Consider the following 17,503-nt stretch of genomic DNA (forward strand, 5'->3'; position numbering starts at 1 on the left):
GTTCCCCGGTGGTGCCGAAAGGTGGGCGCGTGCCCGAGTTGCCCGAGGTCGAGGTGGTGCGGCGCGGCGTCGCCGAGCACGTGACCGGACGGACCGTGTCCGCGGTGGACGTTCTGCACCCGCGCGCGGTGCGCAGGCACGTCCCCGGGCCGGAGGACTTCGCCGCCCGGCTGGCCGGGCGCACCGTCAACGGCGTGCGGCGGCGCGGCAAGTACCTGTGGCTGGTGCTGGACGAGGACGCGGCGCCGCAGGCCACCGAGTTCGTCGGCACCGCGGACGCGCCCGGCGAGGCCCTGCTGACCCACCTGGGGATGAGCGGGCAGCTGCTGGTGCAACCGGTGGGGACCGCGGACGAGAAGCACCTGCGGGTGCGGTTCGCGTTCGCCGACGGCGGTCCCGAGCTGCGGTTCGTGGACCAGCGCACGTTCGGCGGCCTGGCCCTGGCCGACCAGGTGGAGGTCGGCGGCGTGCTGCTGCCGACGCCGGTGGCGCACATCGCGCCGGACCCGCTGGAGGAGGCGTTCGACGTCGACGCGGTGGTGGCGAAGCTGCGGTCGCGGCGCACCGGGGTGAAGCGGGCGCTGCTGGACCAGAGCCTGGTCTCCGGCGTCGGCAACATCTACGCCGACGAGGCGCTGTGGCGGGCGAAGCTGCACTGGGCGCGGCCGACCGCCACCCTGACCCGGCCGGAGGTGCGGGCCCTGCTCGCCGCCGTCACCGAGGTGATCGGGGAGGCGCTGCAGGTGGGCGGGACCTCCTTCGACGCGTTGTACGTCAACGTCAACGGCGAGTCCGGCTACTTCGACCGGTCGCTCGCCGTCTACGGCCAAGCCGACCGGCCCTGCCCGCGCTGCGGTGCGGTGGTGCGGCGGGACGCGTTCATGAACCGCTCGTCCTACACCTGCCCGGTGTGCCAACCGGAACCCCGCAACGCGCACCGGTGACGCGGTTCGGCGACGGAAAGCAGCGAATCGTCACGCTTTGTCGGTGACTGCTGGCACACTCCGTGGTCATGACGGTGATCGTCGGCAGGCGCGCGCTCCGCGCGCGGATGAGGAACTTCCGGGAGACAGCGGATCGCGTGGAGCGCTCCTGCGACGATCCCGAGACGTGGCACCTGCTGCTCTTCTACGGGGCGGAGTGCGGTCTGAAGGAACGTCTGCTGGACCGTGGCGGGCAACCCGACACGACGGACGTTCCGAAGGATCACGATCTGCGCGAGCTGGCGAAGCGACTGGGATTACCCCCTGTGGTGCTGAGGGACCTGGGCACCCTGCGCGCGCGAAGAGTGCAGCAGGAGAAGGAACCGGTCGCGTTGAAGGACCTGCACCAAGCGTGGCGCTACGGGGCGAAGCTGGTGCGCGATGATGAGAAGCGGGCCGAGAAGGCGTTGCGGAACTTGATCGCCTGGTGCGAGCAGGGCCGTTGAGGAGGAGCGCGCGATGAGTGGGATGCCGGACGAAGGCCTTGCGCCGCCGGAGCACCTGTTCACCTGGGTCGATGTCGACGATCACCTCGCCTCGCTGGCGCTCGCGGGACGCTGGCCCGATTGGCTGCTCGCCGTCGACGGCTGGTGGGACGGGATCGACGTGGTCGTCACGCCGGGCACGGGGGTAGGTCAGGTCGAGCGGTGGTTCGACGAGGCGTTCGGTGCGGGATCGACCAGCTACCAGGACGACGAGCTGGTGCTGAGGCTGGATGATCCCCGGGCGAGCGAGATCAAAGGCACCCCGATCATGCTCACCGAAGCGAGCGCGGATGATCCGTCGCGGCGATCGACGCGGCCGGTGCTGCGGGATCGCCACGTCACGAAGGAACTCGCCGAACCGCTCGTCCGCCCGGAGAAGGCCCAGTTCGCGTCGGACGTGCAACTCGTGGCGCTGCACTCGTTCAAGGGTGGCGTAGGGCGCACGGTGCACGCCGTGGCCATCGCCGACGCGATCGCGCGCAGCGGTGGGAAGGTGCTGCTCGTCGACGCAGATCTGGAGGCGCCGGGGATCACCTGGATGCACCGCGAACAGGGAGCTCAGCTGGACTTCGGTTACGAGGACCTGCTGGCTCTGCTGCAAGGGGCGGAGGACGGCGGCTCGCGCGAGGCGGTGGAGATCGCGGCGGCGTACCTCCCGAACCAGCGCGTGGTCAGCCACGTGAACGGCGGTAGCCTCACCGTCGTTCCCGCCAGCCGTGGTACGCGGCTCGGACCGCCGCGCATCGAGCCGGTGGACTTGCTGATCCCCGGCCGGTCGCCGTACTTCCTGACCGAGGCCATCGCCGAGCTCGCTGCGGAAGTCGGTGCCGACACCGTCGTGATCGACCTCAGGGCCGGGGCCTCGGAGCTGTCCGCTCCGGTGCTGCTGGACCCTCGGGTGCAGCGGATCTTCGTGACGACGCTGAGCCACCAGTCGATCGCGGGAACGCACCGGATGTTGCGGCAGCTCAGCAGGCGTGCTCCTGCGGTCCACGGCACCGACCCGGCGGCTTCCGTGATCATCACTCAGTACCGCCAGGACGCGCACGGGGACCACGCGGAACGGGTGCGCGCCGAGTTCGCCGATGCGCTCTCCGCGCTGCTGCGGATTCCGGGCGAAGATGCCACGGAGAAGACCGATGCTGACGGAGATGACACGGAGGCGACTGACGCCGACGTGCTGTCCCGCCCGGTGCTGAGCCCGTTCCGGGAGGAGCTGCTGGCGCTCCCCGGAGCATGGGACTCGGTCGTGCGCCTGCTGGCGAGGTGCGGGTTGCCGGAGGTCCTCGAACCGATCGTGCCCGTGCACACACCGGTGGTTCTGTCCACCAAGCCGGAGGACGATGCCATCGATTACGACGAGCTCCGCCGACAGCTCATGACCACGGCGAAGCGCCTCAAGTTCGCGGAGCAGGACAGTTTCTCTTCGACGAGCGAGTTCCTCGTCACCGAACCGCTGCGCCACCTGCTCGGCGATCACCGGACCGAGGCCCCGCTGGTCGTCGTCGCGGGGGCCAAGGGTGCGGGCAAGACGTTCCTGCACGCGAAGGCGTGCGTGGCTCGGAGCTGGGACCGGTTCGCGGAGAGGTCCGGAGTCGACGGGGTGCAGCTCGCCTCGGCGATCGTGCCGGTGCTGGAGTCGACGAACCTCGACTCCCAAGGGCTCACACCGCAGCAGCTCCGGGACGAATTCACGATGGCGAACGGTTCGGTGGGCGGGGCCGAGAGCGGTCTTGAGATCCGGGACCGGATCACGCGCGCCAAGCGTGACCTCGACTCGGATGATGAGCTCGGTTGGCGCGATGTCTGGCTGCGGACCCTCGCCGCGGCGGCGGGGGTGTCGGACCCGGATCGTGACCCGCAGCAGCTGCTGACCGAGCTCGGCGCGAGGTCGCACGCGGTCTTCCTGATCGACGGGCTGGAGGATCTCTTCCAGGACCTCGACGACGAGAAGCAGAAGGTAGCGCTGCGCGTCCTGCTCACCGATGTGCTCGCCTGGTTGAGGTCGCTGCGCGGGCGTCCATTCGGACTGGTCGTCTTCGTGCGGCAGGATCTGGTCACCTTGTCGGTGCCGCAGAACAGCGGCCAGCTATTGGGGCGCTACGCCCGCTACGCCCTGGAATGGAACCGGGAGGAGGCGCTCCGGCTCGCGCTGTGGGTCGCCGGCCACGCCGGTGCACTGCCAAGACCTATGCCGGAGGCGGAGATCATCGCGCTGTCCGCCGATGAGGTGATTAAACAGCTGATCCCCCTGTGGGGCTGGAAGATGGGAACGGAGAAGTCGAAGGAGGCCCGTTCTCATCTGTGGGTTCCGGCGGCGCTCGGCGATTTCAACGAGCAGGTGCAGGCCCGCGACGTCGTGGTGTTCCTGGCCGAGGCGGCGGAGAAGTCGCTCCATCAGTCCGGGACCGACCGTCAGCCCTGGACCGACCGTGTCCTGGCTCCGGGCGCGATGCGCAAGGCCTTGCTCGAATGCAGCCAGAACAAGATCGGTGACATAAAGCAGGAGAATCCCGCTGTCGGCGGTCTTCTCACGAGATTGCAGAACGTCGCTCCGGTCGTCGTCCCGTTTGATCTGGAAAAGGTGGGATTGTCGACGAGTGACGCCGACTTCCTCGTCAAGTCGGGAGTGCTCGACCACGGAACGGGAGGCCTCTACTTCGTGGCCGAGATCTACCGCCACGCACTGGGATTCGTGAGCCGTCGTCGTGCCCCGGTGCTGCGGCAGCAGTGAGACGCGCGATCACTGGCTGCGGTGCGGTGGTGCGGCGGGACGCGTTCATGAACCGGTCGTCCTACAGCTGCCCGGTGTGCCAACCGGAACCCCGCAACGCGCACCGGTGACGCGGGCGGGCCCCCGGCTGCTGCGATGAACCGAGGGGCCCTGGACCAGTGCCACGCTCGAGCGGTGTCTCCTGACCCGGGCGTCGGCTACCCGTGCCCGCGCCGTGCGAATCACGCCGGTCGGGCTAGCGGGCGCCGGGGATCTCGCCGGTGCTGGTGACCTGCTCGGCGACGTCCCGGAGCTTGACGTTGCCGTGCTGCGAACTGGTCCGCAGCACGTCGAAGGCCTGGTCCTCGGAGATCTTGTAGCGCTCCATGACGATGCCGATCGCCTCCCCGATGAGCTGCCGGGTGGCGACCGCGGCGTGCAGCTGGGAGTCGACGCGGGCCGAGGAGAAGGCGACCGCGGCGTGCGAGGCCATGATCCAGCCGATCAGCTCGGAGTGTTCGGTGAAGGCGGCGGGCCGCGCGGAGTAGAGGTTCAGCGCGCCGAGCTCGTCCTCCTCGGTGTAGAGCAGGAAGCCCATCATGCTGCCGATGCCCAGGTCGCGGGCCTTCGCCGCGTAGCGCGGCCAGTGCGGGGTGCTGGTCATGTCGCTGATGCGGTACGCCTGCTCGCGGTGTTGCGCGGCGTCCAGGCACGGGCCTTCGCCGAGGTCGACCTGGATCTGGTCGGAACGGGTGACCAGCTCGTGGGTGACCGACAGGGTCTCGACCCGCCGCCCGCGTCCCGCGCCGTGCAGGGTCAGGATCCCGGCGTGCTCGCAGCCGTCGACCAGCCGCACCGCGTGCTCGCAGATGCGGTCCAAGGTGAGCTGCACGCTGCGCTGCGAGAGCAGGTCCCGCGACATGGTCGCCAACGCGATCGCCAGCTCCTCGGAGCCGTTGGACACGGTCACCTCCCGGTCGGCGGGCGATTCCCTCGGTCGGTACCCGTTCTGGAAGCCGCTGACACCCGCGCGGGAATGCCGCGGGCGGGGTGGGCGTTGTGCGGGGTGGTTGAGCAGCAGCCTCCGGAATCCGCACCGGCGACGTCGTCGCCTCGTCCGAGGGAGCTGCTCATCGCCCTGCACGAACGTTCCCGGCTCATCGGCCCCGGCGCCGCGGAGCTCGGTCCCCTCGGCGCGTTCGACCCGCCTTCGGCGGCGTGCGGGGTCTGCGGGCACCACGCCTTGACCACGCACCCGGGCGCGGGTCTTCGCTCCGACGCGGGTGACCGGATGGTGTGCCGGGTCTGCGGTGCGCACCGCGTCGGCTGAGGTGGTCGATGCGGAGCAGCACGGTGCCGTGGGCGGGGACGTCGGCGGTGAGCGGGCCGGTGGTGCCGTCGGTCAGGTTCCGGGCGAGGCGCGCTCCGGCGGGGAGGCCCAGTTCGGCGGGGCCGGTGGTGATGCGGGTCGGGGTGTCGGCCTGGTTGTGGAGGGCGATGGCGGTGCCGTCGAGCAGCGGCTTCACCCACACCTGGTGGTCACCGCCGCGAACCCGGTGCGCGGCCGCGCCCAGCGGTTCCTGGTCCACGGCGAGCAGTTCGGGATCGGTGAGCAGCGCGCGGTCCGCCTCGGACATCGTGCGGGGATCGTTGCCCGCGATGAGCGGGGCGGCGAACATGGCCCACATGCTCAGGTGGGTGCGCTCCTCGTCGGGGGTGAGCCCGGCGTAGCCGTTCACGCCGTGCACGCCGACCTCCAGCATGTCCGGGTCGTTCCAGCAGCCCGGGCGCACTCGATCTGACAGTCCACTGTGGACGTCGATGATGTTCCGCACGCCCATCGGATGTTCGTTGCGGTGCCCGGAATCCCACACCGGCTGGATGTCCTCGGTGGTGCGCGCCAGGTGCGCGACCCCGCACCAGTCCTCCGATTCCCCCGGCTCGCCGGGGAAGTTGCTGTTCGGGTTGGTGCTGTAGACGATCGGCCTGCCGGTGGTGGCGAGCGCGTCGCGCATCGCGGTGAACGCGACGCGCACGTTGCGGGTGGAACCGCCGCCGGAGCACCAGTCGTACTTGAGGTAGTCCACGCCCCAGGACGCGAAGGTCCGGGCGTCCTGCACCTCCCGGTCGCCGCTGCCGGTCGCACCCGGGTAGGCGCCGGTGCGCTGCGCGCAGGTCCGCACGTTCGGCGACGCGTAGATCCCGAACAGCAGGCCCCGCGAGTGCAGGTACTCGCCGAGCGCCGCCATGCCGCCGGGGAAGCGGGTGCGGTCGGCCCGCAGGTTCCCGGCGGCGTCGCGTTCCGGCTCGTACCAGCAGTCGTCCACCACGACGTAGCGGTAGCCCGCGTCGCGCATCCCCGACGCCACCATCGCGTCCGCGACGCCGCGGATCTTCGCCTCGTCGATGTCGCAGCCGAAGGTGTTCCAGCTGTTCCAGCCCATCGGCGGGGTGGCCGCGGGCGGCACCGGAAGTGGTGCCGCCGCGGCGGTGTCCCGGGGTGGGGCGCTGGTGCCCGCCAGCGCGAGCACGGCCAGCAGGGCGAGCGCGATGCTCGGCATCCGGCGAGCGGTTCCCCTCGGCATCAGTGCCGGTTCGCGCAGTCGTAGAGCCGGGTCGGGGCGTCCTCCCCGCCGGTGCCGGTCGTCGTGCCGGAGCCGGTCGTCGTGCCAGAGCCGGTCGTCGCGGCCGTGCCGCCGTAGTCGGCCGGGTCGACGGCGGTGCAGTGCGCGGCGACCCAGGCCATCGACTCGTCGACGACGCGGGTGTCGACGTCCTCGCCCGTGCTCCGCACCCCGGAGCTGCCGTTGGTCCACACGTAGCGCAGCCGTCCTTCCTCGACGTAGGTCCGCAGCCGGTCGACGGTGGGGGCCGGGTCGTTGCCGTTGTAGCCGCCGACGGCCATCACGGGCTCGCCGGTGTCCAGGATGATCGGCGCGGCCACCATGGCACCGACGACGGCGACCAGCCAGGTCTCGCCCTGGTGGTGGTCGGTGAGGTAGCGGACCACCTCGTCGCTCACCTCGGAGCTCTGGCCACCGGGACCGCCGCGGCGGCCGTCGCCGGGCGTCCGGGCGCCCTGCCCGTCACCGTTCCGACCGTCCGCGTTCTGCCCGTTCGGGTTCCGGCCGTCCGAGCTCGTGCCGTCCGCGTTCGGGTCGGCCGAGTCCTGGCCGCTGGAGTCCTGCCCGTCCGCGCCCCGGCCGTCCGGGCTCCGCCCGTCGGCGCCCGGTCCACCGCGCCCGTCCTGGCCGGGACCGCGCTGGCCCCGGCCTGGACCACCACCGCCGGGACCACCGCCCGGCCCGCCCTGGGTGGCCGGTCCGGCGGACGGGAACGTCGCCTGGATCGGCGTGCTCAGCGGGGTCAGCGCGTAGGCCGTCGGCCCGGACAGCACCGCGACCAGCCCGGCCAGCAAGGCCGCCAGCGCCAGCTTCGCCCGCATCCGCCGCTGCCGGGGGACGGCGAGCAGCGCTACCAGCACCAGCACCGACACCGCGGTGAGCACCGCGATCAGCGGCGGCAGCCAGCCGATCCAGTCGGGGTCCAGCACCGCGCACGCCCACGCCCCGGTCGCCGCGATCGACAGCGGAAGCAGCGCGCCCCACCCGGCCGAGACCCGGAACAGCCGCACCATGCACACCACGCCGATGCCCGCCACGGCCGCGAGCGGTGCCGCCAGCGCCACCGAGTAGTACGGGTGCCAGATGCCGGAGGCGAAGGTGAACACCGCCGCGGTCACCAGCAGGGTTCCCAACCACAGCAGGAGATCCGCGCGCTGCGCGCTGTGCGCGGGCCGCCGCCGCAGGTACACCAGCGCGGCGATCGCACCGCACAGCGCCAGCGGGAACAGCCAGGAGATCTGGCCGGCCACCTGGTCGCTGATCAACCGGGTGAGGCCCTCGTCGCCCCCGCCGGGACCGCCGCCCATCCCGCCGGGACCGCCCATCCCGCCGGGACCGCCCATGCCGCCGGGGCCGCCACCGCCGGGCGGCATCCCGCCCGGCATCCCGCCGCCACCTCCGCCGCCGGTCATCCCGGGCGACATGATGTGGTTCTGCCCGAACACCCGCCCGAGCCCGTTGTAGCCGAGCAGCAGGTCCAGCACCGTGTTGTCCGTGCTGCCGCCGACGTAGGGCCGCGAGGCGGCGGGCACCGCGTCCACCGCGACCAGCCACGAGGCGCTCACCCCGGCCAGCACCAGCCCGGCGACGCCGAGGTTGAGCAGCTTCCGCGGCCACCGCGGCCGGGCCGCCACCAGGTACACCACCGCGATCACCGGGACCACGAAGTACGCCTGCAGCATCTTGACGTTGAACGCGAGGCCGATCGCCACCGCGCTCCACACCAGCGGCGCGAGCTTCCCGGAGCGGATCGCGTCAGACGCGCCCCAGATCGCGAGCGCGGTCAGCAGCACCAGCAGCCCGTCCGGGTTGTTGTGCCGCGCCATCGCCACCGCGATCGGCGTCACCGCCAGCACCAGCGCCGCCAGCAGGCCCGCGGCGTGCCCGAAGGAGCGCCGCACCAGGTGGTGCACCACGGCGACGGTGAGGACGGCGCACACGGCCTGCGGCACCAGCAGGCTCCACGTGTTGAAGCCGAACGCCCGCGCCGACAGGGCCTGCACCTGCAGCGCCAGCGGCGGCTTGTCCACGGTGATGAACGAGGCCGCGTCCAGCGAGCCGTAGAAGAACGCCTTCCAGCTCTGCGTCATGCCCAGCACCGTCGCCGAGTAGTACGTGTTCGCCCACTCGTTGATCGACAGCGCCCAGGTGTCGAGCACCGCCGAGACCGCCAGCACCGCGATCAGCGCCGGCCGCGCCCACGCCGGGTCCGTCCTCCTGCCCAGCACCCACCGGGCCGCCCGGGACCGTTCCTGCTCCACCGCGTCACTCCTCCGCTCGCCGTCGGCCCCGACGGTGGACGGCGAAGCTGGGAATCGGCTGGACGTCCGGTGCGAGCACTCCAGCCGGTCCGGCGCCCGTTCGCGCAGCACCCGGCACCCCGAGCGGTGCGCGGGTGCGCGCGACGGGCCCGGATTCCCAGCGAACTCCCACCCAGCGCCTAGGCCCTGGACAACCCGGCGGTGCTTCATGGAACCCGGGTCGCCAGAGCTGCCGGCCGTGATGTCAGGAGCGGGAGAACGTGGAAAGGGATGAACGTGATGCCGCAAGGAAGTGTCGAGACCGCGCGCCGGGGGGCGATGGCGCGCGAGACGGCGACGGTCGATCTGGTGATCCCGGTCTACAACGAGGAACGTTCGCTGCCCGGGTGCCTACACGTGCTCCGGGACCACCTCGAGCACGACTTCCCGTTCAACTGGACGATCACGGTCGTCGACAACGCCAGCACCGACGGGACGCTGCGCGTCGCCCACGAGCTGGCCGAGTCGATGCCCAACGTGCGGGTGCTGCACCTGGACCGCAAGGGCCGGGGACTGGCGCTGCGCACCGCGTGGGGCTACAGCGACGCGGACGTGGTGGTCTACATGGACGTGGACCTCTCCACCGGGCTGGACGGGCTGCTGCCGCTGGTGGCGCCGCTGGTCAACGGGCATTCGGACCTGGCCATCGGGTCCCGGCTGGCGCCGGGCTCGCGCACCATCCGCGGGGCGAAGCGGGAGCTGATCTCGCGGGCCTACAACAAGGTGATCCGCTGGACGCACGGCGCGCGGTTCTCCGACGCGCAGTGCGGGTTCAAGGCGGCGCGCACCGACGTGATCCGGCCGCTGCTGCGCAAGGTCGAGGACGATTCCTGGTTCTTCGACACCGAACTCCTGCTGCTGGCCGAGCACAACGGGCTGCGGGTGCACGAGGTGCCGGTGGACTGGGTCGAGGACGTCGACACCCGCGTCAACGTCACCAAGACCGCCACCGACGACCTCGCCGGGCTGCTGCGGGTGGCGCGGGCGAAGCTGACCGGCGCCGCCACCGTCGAGGGCCTGCCGCGGCGACCGGAACCGCGCGCCGCGCACCCGCAGGCGGTGCTCGCGGAGCGGGAGAACGGCCTGCTGTGGCAGCTGTTCTCCTTCGGCATCATCGGAATCCTGTCCACAGTGGCCACGTCGGTGCTGTACGCGCTGCTGCGGTCGTGGTGGCCGCCGCTGGTGGCGAACCTGGTGGCGCTGACCGTGACGACCCTGTGGAACACCGAGGCGAACCGCCGGTTCACCTTCGTCGGGCGGGCCGCGTCGTCCGGGCGGGTGCACGTGCAGGGGCTGGTGGTGTTCGCCCTGTACTACGTGGTGACCTCCGGCGCGCTGCTGGCGCTCGACGCCGCGGTTCCGGACGCCTCCCGCTGGCTGGAGGTGCTGGTGCTGGTCGCCTCCTCGGTCGTCGGCACCGCGCTGCGCTTCGTACTGCTGCGCTCCTGGGTGTTCCGCCCGAGGACGCCGCAGCCCACTCCCGTTCCCTCCTCCGAAAAGGAAGCAGCATGACCACGGTCGCACTCGGCGCACCCGCAGCGGACGCCGTCGACGCACCCCGGCGGAGGCGGTGGCAGCCGTTCGCGCTCGGCGCGATCTGCCTGCTCGCCGCGGTCCTCTACGCGTGGGGGATCGGCTCGTCCTGGGGTAACACGTACTACTCGGCGGCGGTCAAGTCGATGTCGCAGAGCTTCGAGAACTTCCTGTTCGGGTCGTTCGACCCGGCCGGGGTGGTCACCGTGGACAAGCCGCCGATGGCGCTGTGGGTCCAGGTGGCGTCCGCGAAGATCTTCGGCTTCAGCCGGTTCGCGGTGCTGTTCCCGCAGGTCGTGATGGGCGTGGCCGGGGTGTTCCTGCTGCACCGCGTGGTGCGCCGGTGGGCGGGGGAGCACGCCGCGCTGCTGGCGGCGCTGGTCATGGCGCTGACGCCGATCACGGTGGCGATCAACCGGGACAACAACCCGGACACGCTGCTGGTGCTGCTGGTGCTGGGCGCCGCCTACGCGCTGACCCAGGCCGTCTCGGCGGAGCGCGCCTCCCGCGCGACCTGGTGGCTGGTGGGTGCGGCGGCGCTGGTCGGCTGCGGATTCCTGACGAAGATGTTGCAGGCGTGGATGCTGCTGCCGGTGTTCATCGCGGTGTACCTGGTGGGGCGGCAGGCGCCCTGGGGGCGCAAGGCGCTGGACCTGGTGGCGGCCGCGGTGACCGTGCTGGTCACCTCGTTCTGGTGGGTGGCGGCGACGGTGCTGTGGCCGTCGCCGAAGCCCTACATCGGGGGCAGCGAGGACGGCTCCGCGCTGGACCTGATCTTCGGCTACAACGGGTTCGGCCGGATCTTCGGCGGCGAGGGCAACGGCGGTGGCGGGGGCTCCTCCTCGGGCGGTGGTCCTGGCGGTGGCGGCGGCGGGTTCTCCGGTGAGTCCGGGCTGCTGCGGTTCGCGAACGAGCAGCTCGCCGGGCAGATCAGCTGGCTGTTCCCGCTGTGCGCGCTGGTGCTGGTCTCCGTCGTGGTGGGGGCGGTGCTGCGGCGCCGCGCCGGGGAGCCGGGCGATCGGTTCGAGGCCGCGGGCTGGGTGCTGTGGGGCGGCTGGCTGGTGTTCATCTGGCTGATGTTCAGCTTCGCCCAGGGCACGATGCACCCGTACTACACGACGATGCTGGCGCCCGCGGTCGGCGCGGTCGCCGGGGCCGGGCTGGTCCGGTTCTGGAAGTCGTACCGGTCGGGCGCGGGCAAGGGGTGGCTGCTGCTGCCGCTGGGCGTGGTGCTCACCGTGGCGTGGGCGGCGGTGCTGGTGTTCCGCAACGCCGACTGGAACGGCTGGGCCGGGTACCTGGCCATCGGGCTGGGCGTGCTCGCGGTGCTCGCGCTGCTGCTCGGCCGCGGCAAGGGCGCCGTGGGCACGGTGGCGCTGACGTTGTCGCTGGCCGCGGTCCTGGCGGTGCCGAGCGTGTGGTCGGCGGCGACGGCGTTCGCGTCCGACGGTGGCGGCGGCATGGGCGGGGCGAACCCGACGGCCGGTCCGTCCACCGGCATGGGCGGTCCGGGCGGCGGCGGTCCCGGTGGTGGTCCTGGTGGCATGCCGGGGCGCGACGGGCAGGACTCCCGGGGTCAGGACGGGTCGGACCAGAACGCCCAGGGCTCGCAGGACCGGGGTTCGCGGCCCGGCGGCGGGCGGTCCGGCGGCGGCCCCGGCGGCATGAGCGACGAGTCCCTCACCGACGAGCAGCAGTCGCTGCTGGCGTACGTGACCGCGCAGGCCGGTGACCGGGAGATCCCGCTCGCCGTCGAGGGCGGGGCGCACGGCGCGAGCTCCTACATCATCAACAGCGATGTCCGGGTGATCGGCATGGGCGGGTTCACCGGCAGCGACGACGCCCCGTCGGTGGTGCAGCTGACCTCCTGGCAGGAGGCCGGGCAGCTCGGTTTCGTGCAGCTCGGCGGCATGGGCGGCCCCGGCGGCGGTGGTCCCGGTGGCGGCGGTCCGGGCGGTACGTCCGGGCAGCGGTCCCAGGACGGCCAGAACCAGGACGATCAGGCCCAGGACGCCCAGGACGGCCGCTCGCAGGGCGGCGGGATGCCCGGCGGCCAGGGCGGTGCCGCCACCGAGCGCCAGGAGTGGGTGGAGCAGAACTGCACCCTGGTGGACGCCGCCACCTACGGGGGCACCGGCTCCGAGCAAGACGGCCAGTCCTCCGGCGGTCTCTACGACTGCCGGGGCTGAGCCCCCGCCGCCGGGCCCGCGCACAGGCCCGGTGGCGGAGCCCGCCGGGGCGCCCCGGGTCGCGTTCGACGACGAGCGCGCCCCGGGGCGTCCTGGTCCGCAGGCCGTTCCCAGCATCCGTTCAGCGAGTCCCCAGCCGAGTGAGAGATCCTTGCCCCGTGGTTGATGCGAAGGCGCCGTCGGCGCGCGTACTGGTCGTCGATGACGAGCCGAACATCCTGGAACTGCTCACCGCCGCCCTGCGGCTGAGCGGTTTCGAGGTGCGCGGCGCCGCCAGCGGCGCCGAGGCGTTGCGCGCCGCGAGCGATTTCCGCCCGCACATCGTGGTGCTGGACGTGATGCTGCCGGACCAGGACGGCTTCACGGTGGCGCGGCGGCTGCGCGAGGGCGGGGACGCGGTGCCGGTGCTGTTCCTGACGGCGCGGGACGCGGTGGAGGACCGGATCGCGGGGCTCACCGCGGGCGGCGACGACTACGTGACGAAGCCGTTCAGCCTGGACGAGGTGGTGCTGCGGTTGCGCGCGATCCTGCGCCGCGCCCAGCCGGAGCAGGTCGCCGAACCGGATTCGCGGCTGCGCTACCAGGACCTGGAGCTGGACGAGGAGACTTACGAGGTGCGGCGAGCCGGGCAGCTGGTGAACCTGTCTCCGACGGAGTTCAAGCTGCTGCGCTACCTGCTGATCAACGCGGAGAAGGTGGTCAGCAAGGGCCAGATCCTGGACCGGGTGTGGAACTACGAGTTCGGCGGGGACAGCCGCATCGTCGAGTCCTACATCAGCTACCTGCGCCGCAAGGTCGACTTCACCCGGCCCGCGCTGATCCACACGATCCGCGGCGTCGGCTACGTGCTGCGCATCCCGCCGGAGGAGCGACCCCGATGCTGACCCGGATGCGCCGGTTCACCCGCACCTTGCGCGGCAGGTTGTTGCTGCTGCTGATCGGCGCGACGGTGACCGGCCTGGTGGCGATGGGCTTCGCCAGCCAGCTGCTGCTGCGGGATTCGCTGATGGACAAGCTGGACGGGCGGCTGCACGAGATGGCGCGGCCGTGGCTGGACGACCGGCCGCGCCCGATGCCCGGCGAGGGACCGGAGGACCACGGCTCGGGGCCGCGGCTGCCCACCGAGTTCCGGGCGCTGCTGTTCGACGAGGAAGGCCGGTTGTGGTCGGTGGCCGGTCCGACGGAGACCGATCCGCGGCAGCCGATGATCCGCCGGCCGGGTCCGGTCGGCGAGATCATCACGGTGCCGGACCGCTCCGGCGGCTCGGATTGGCGGGTGCTCACCGAGAGCCGGCCGAACGGGGAGAGGGTGGCGCTGGCGCTGTCCACCGGCGACGTCAACCAGACCTTGCAGTGGCTGACCATCATCGAGCTGGTGGTGGGCGGGATCGTGGTGGTGCTGCTGGCGGCGGCGTCGATGGTGACGGTGCGGCTAGGGTTGCGGCCGCTGACCCGCATCGAGCACACCGCGCACGCCATCGCCACCGGTGACCTGGAGCGCCGCGTCGCCGACCAGGACCCGAGCACGGAGACGGGCCGGCTGGGCGCGGCGCTGAACACGATGCTGGGCAGGCTGGTGGCCGCGCTGCAGCAGCGGGAGCAGTCCGAGCACCGGCTGCGCCGGTTCGTCGCGGACGCCTCGCACGAGCTGCGCACCCCGCTGACCTCCATCCGCGGTTTCGCAGAGCTGTACCGGCGCAGCGAGTCGCCGGGGGAGCAGGACGTGCGGATGATGATGTCCCGCATCGAGAGCGAAGCGGTGCGGATGGGCGCGCTGGTGGAGGACCTGCTGCTGCTGGCCCGCCTGGACCGGGAGCGCACGATCGACCTGGTGGACCTGGACCTGGTGCCGCTGGCCACCGACATCGCGGGCGACGCGCGGGTGCGGGACCCGGGTCGCGAGATCGAGCTGGTGGTGCCGGAGCGCGCGGTGCGGGTGCTGGGGGACGGCCCGCGGTTGCGGCAGGTGCTGACGAACCTGATGACGAACGCGCTGGTGCACACGACGCCGGGCACGCCGGTGCGGGTGGAGGTGGCGCACGGTTCGGTGCGCGACGGGGTGTTCGCGGCGGGAGCCGAGGTGCGGCCGGGCACCGCGATGGGCGTGGTGTCGATCAGCGATGCCGGGCCGGGGATCCCGCCGGAGCACGCGCAGCGGATCTTCGACCGGTTCTACCGGGTGGACGACGGGCGCGAGCGCTCGGAGGGCGGCACCGGCCTGGGCCTGGCGATCACCGCGGCGATCGCGGAGGCGCACAACGGCCGGGTGGAGCTGGCCACGAGCCCGTCCGGTTCGACCTTCCGCCTGCTGATCCCGTTGAGCTGACGCGCGAACGCCCCCACCGGCACCCGAACCGGTGGGGGCGTTCACCAGGGGTGCCGCTCGGCCCGCAGAGCAGGACGGGCCGAACGGCGGACCAGCGGCCCGATCAGCGCTCGATCAGAGCTTGACGGTCGGGTTGTGCAGGTCGAACCAGGTGGAGACGTCCAGCGCGCGCTCGAACACATTCCGTGTCGGGGTGTCCACTTCGGACGGATCGAGGTTCGCGGCCTCGCGCACCCAGTCGGCGTTGAGCAGTTCCAGCGCCCGGTCGCCGTTCGAGATGAGCTCCTTGACCTGCTTCTGCAGCTCGGCGGCGTAGGCCGGGTCCTGGGTCGACGGGTACGGGCTCTTCACCCGGTCCACCACGGACTTCGGCAGCACGTCGGCGGAGGCGCCGCGCAGCAGGCTCTTCTCCCGGCCGTCGTAGGTCTTGAGCGACCAGGGCGCGTTGAACACGTACTCGACGAGCCGGTGGTCGCAGAACGGGACGCGGACCTCCAGGCCCACGGCCATCGACATCCGGTCCTTGCGGTCCAGCAGCATCCGCACGAAGCGGGTCAGGTGCAGGTAGCTGATCTCCCGCATCTTCGCCTCGAACGGGCTGTCCGAGTCGAGCGTGGGCATGCCCGCGATGGCCGCCTCGTACTCCGAGCTGATGTAGCCGGGGATGTCGAGGGTGTCGGCGACCGACTTGTCCAGGACGCGCGGTCCCTCGGCCTGCTGGGTGTTGAAGGCGGCCAGCCACGGGAAGGTGCGCGCCTGCTGCACCTTCGGGTCGTGGAACCACTTGTAGCCGCCGAAGACCTCGTCGGCGGACTCGCCGGACAACGCCACGGTCGAATGGCCGCGGATGGCCTTGAACAGCAGGTACAGCGAGTTGTCCATGTCGCCGAGGCCCATCGGGAAGTCCCGGGACTGCACGGCGGCGCGGCGCACGGCCGGGTCGGCGAGGGCCTGCGGGTCGAGCACGATGTCCTGGTGCTGCGAGCCGACGTGCTTGTGCACGTCCTGCACGAACGGGCCGTCGGGGGTCGCGCGCATCTCGTCGGGCTGGAAGTTCTCGGTCTGGCCGACGAAGTCCACGGCGAAGCTGCGGACCTTCTCGCCCTGCGCGGCGAGCTGCTGGGCGGACAGCGCGGTCAGCGCGCTGGAGTCGAGGCCACCGGAGAGCAGCAGGCACCGCGGCACGTCGGCGACGAGCTGGCGGCGCACGATGTCGTCGAGCAGTTCGCGGACGTGCGCGACGCTGGCTTCCTGGTCGTCGGTGTGCTCGACGGCGTCGAGGCTCCAGTAGGTGTGCTCGCGCAGGCCGTTGCGGTCGAAGGTGACGACGGTGCCGGGCACGACCTCGCGCATGCCCTGCCAGATGGCCCGGCCGGGGGACTTGGTGACGGAGAACAGCTCGCGCAGCCCGTCGGCGTCGACGACCTTCTCCACCTCGGGGTTGGCCAGGATCGCCTTCGGCTCGGAGCCGAACAGCAGGCCGTTCTCGGTCTGCTGGTAGTACAGCGGCTTGATGCCCATCCGGTCGCGGATCAGCAGCAGCTGCTCGGTGCGGGTGTCCCAGACGGCGAAGGCGTACATGCCGTTGAGCTTCTCGGCGACGTCGGCGCCCCACTCCAGGTAGCCGTGCAGCACGACCTCGGTGTCGGAGTCGGTGTCGAAGCGGTGGCCGCGGCGGCGGAGTTCGTCGCGCAGCTCGGTGAAGTTGTAGGCCTCACCGCTGTAGACGAGCCCGACCTTGCCGTCAGGGGTGTCGACCTCCATCGGCTGGGCGCCGCCGGGCAGGTCGATGATGGCGAGCCGCCGGTGGCCGAGCGCCGCGTGCGGCTGGACCCAGGTTCCCGCCCCGTCCGGCCCGCGGCAGGCCATCGTGTCGCACATCGCGTCGATGACCGGCTGTTCCCGGGTGAGGTCTCGGCGGAAATCGATCCAGCCGGAGATGCCGCACATGGCGTAGCTCCCTTCGCGAAGGTTCTTACTTAGTCAAGGTAACTACTTTGTTGCATCGACGAAACCAATCCGCGGTATCGAACTCGTTGCGTGACAACGCCCAGACCTGCCAAAACGGTCGAAAAACCACGCGCTACACCGGCGTTCCCGCGCATCGCGGCAGGTAACGCGGTCGTAACGCGGTCCGTACCGACGTGCGGTGAGGGACGCCACGCCCTCACCCGGACGGACCACGGACGCCGCCGGCGTAAGCAGCGCGTCAAGACCGCCGCTCCCCGCGTCAAACCACCGTCAGCAGCCCTGTCCGCGCCCCGCGCGACGACGTTGAGTGGGGGAGACGGCGCCACCGGGGCGCCCCGCATCGAAGGAGGCGCGCGGAGATGGCGGACCTCGCCTGCGC

At 71.7% G+C, this 17,503-nt stretch carries 11 protein-coding genes; 7 read left to right on the forward strand and 4 right to left on the reverse strand.

The genetic code is table 11. The annotated features are described in order from the left end of the window. The first annotated feature begins 29 nt into the window (after nt 1-29). The 3 genes from mutM to H1226_RS05725 all read left to right on the forward strand — a co-directional run bounded on the left by mutM (nt 30) and on the right by H1226_RS05725 (nt 4,202). Nucleotides 30-944: a bifunctional DNA-formamidopyrimidine glycosylase/DNA-(apurinic or apyrimidinic site) lyase gene (mutM, locus tag H1226_RS05715; protein WP_258347675.1), complete on the forward strand. Its 915-nt coding sequence runs from the start codon at nt 30-32 to the stop codon at nt 942-944. A 68-nt stretch (nt 945-1,012) separates the two neighbouring features. Beyond that, the gene (locus H1226_RS05720) at nt 1,013-1,429 is read left to right on the forward strand and encodes a hypothetical protein (RefSeq protein WP_258347676.1); all 417 of its coding nucleotides are present in this window, start codon (nt 1,013-1,015) and stop codon (nt 1,427-1,429) included. Between the two features lie 13 nt (nt 1,430-1,442). After that, nucleotides 1,443-4,202 carry a MinD/ParA family ATP-binding protein gene (locus H1226_RS05725; protein ID WP_258347678.1) on the forward strand — a complete coding sequence of 920 codons (2,760 nt, stop codon included), beginning with the start codon at nt 1,443-1,445 and terminating at the stop codon, nt 4,200-4,202. A gap of 235 nt (nt 4,203-4,437) precedes the next feature. Here the strand turns inward: H1226_RS05725 and H1226_RS05730 are convergent, their stop codons facing one another. The 3 genes from H1226_RS05730 to H1226_RS05740 form a co-directional block, all read right to left on the reverse strand. Continuing rightward, nucleotides 4,438-5,145, reverse strand: coding sequence for a GAF and ANTAR domain-containing protein (locus tag H1226_RS05730; RefSeq protein WP_258347680.1), 708 nt, complete (start codon nt 5,143-5,145; stop codon nt 4,438-4,440). A gap of 193 nt (nt 5,146-5,338) precedes the next feature. Beyond that, on the reverse strand, nt 5,339-6,742 hold the full coding sequence (locus H1226_RS05735; protein ID WP_258347682.1) for a glycoside hydrolase family 27 protein: 1,404 nt from the start codon (nt 6,740-6,742) through the stop codon (nt 5,339-5,341). Nucleotides 6,743-6,765: 23 nt separating this feature from the next. Then, a complete protein-coding gene (locus tag H1226_RS05740; protein ID WP_258347684.1) occupies nt 6,766-9,066 on the reverse strand; it encodes an ArnT family glycosyltransferase in 2,301 nt (766 codons plus the stop codon). 279 nt (nt 9,067-9,345) lie between these two features. On the opposite strand from H1226_RS05740, the gene H1226_RS05745 reads away from it, so the two are divergent. The 4 genes from H1226_RS05745 (at nt 9,346) to H1226_RS05760 (ending at nt 15,153) form a co-directional block, all read left to right on the forward strand. After that, nucleotides 9,346-10,617, forward strand: a complete 1,272-nt coding sequence (locus H1226_RS05745) for a glycosyltransferase (RefSeq protein WP_373690064.1) — start codon at nt 9,346-9,348, stop codon at nt 10,615-10,617. Continuing rightward, nucleotides 10,614-12,827 (forward strand): ArnT family glycosyltransferase, encoded by a 2,214-nt coding sequence (locus H1226_RS05750; protein WP_258347689.1) that lies wholly within the window; start codon nt 10,614-10,616, stop codon nt 12,825-12,827. The genes H1226_RS05745 and H1226_RS05750 overlap by 4 nt, the downstream gene beginning before the upstream one ends. A gap of 158 nt (nt 12,828-12,985) precedes the next feature. Beyond that, nucleotides 12,986-13,711 carry a response regulator transcription factor gene (locus H1226_RS05755; protein ID WP_224958743.1) on the forward strand — a complete coding sequence of 242 codons (726 nt, stop codon included), beginning with the start codon at nt 12,986-12,988 and terminating at the stop codon, nt 13,709-13,711. Then, nucleotides 13,705-15,153 carry a sensor histidine kinase gene (locus H1226_RS05760; protein WP_258347691.1) on the forward strand — a complete coding sequence of 483 codons (1,449 nt, stop codon included), beginning with the start codon at nt 13,705-13,707 and terminating at the stop codon, nt 15,151-15,153. The genes H1226_RS05755 and H1226_RS05760 overlap by 7 nt, the downstream gene beginning before the upstream one ends. A gap of 114 nt (nt 15,154-15,267) precedes the next feature. Here H1226_RS05760 and asnB read toward each other — a convergent pair whose 3' ends face one another. Then, nucleotides 15,268-17,103 (reverse strand): asparagine synthase (glutamine-hydrolyzing), encoded by a 1,836-nt coding sequence (gene asnB / locus H1226_RS05765; RefSeq protein ID WP_258347692.1) that lies wholly within the window; start codon nt 17,101-17,103, stop codon nt 15,268-15,270. Between the last annotated feature and the right edge of the window lie 400 nt (nt 17,104-17,503).

Origin of the sequence: Saccharopolyspora gregorii, from assembly GCF_024734405.1 — a bacterium.
GTDB classification, from domain to species: domain Bacteria; phylum Actinomycetota; class Actinomycetes; order Mycobacteriales; family Pseudonocardiaceae; genus Saccharopolyspora_C; species Saccharopolyspora_C gregorii.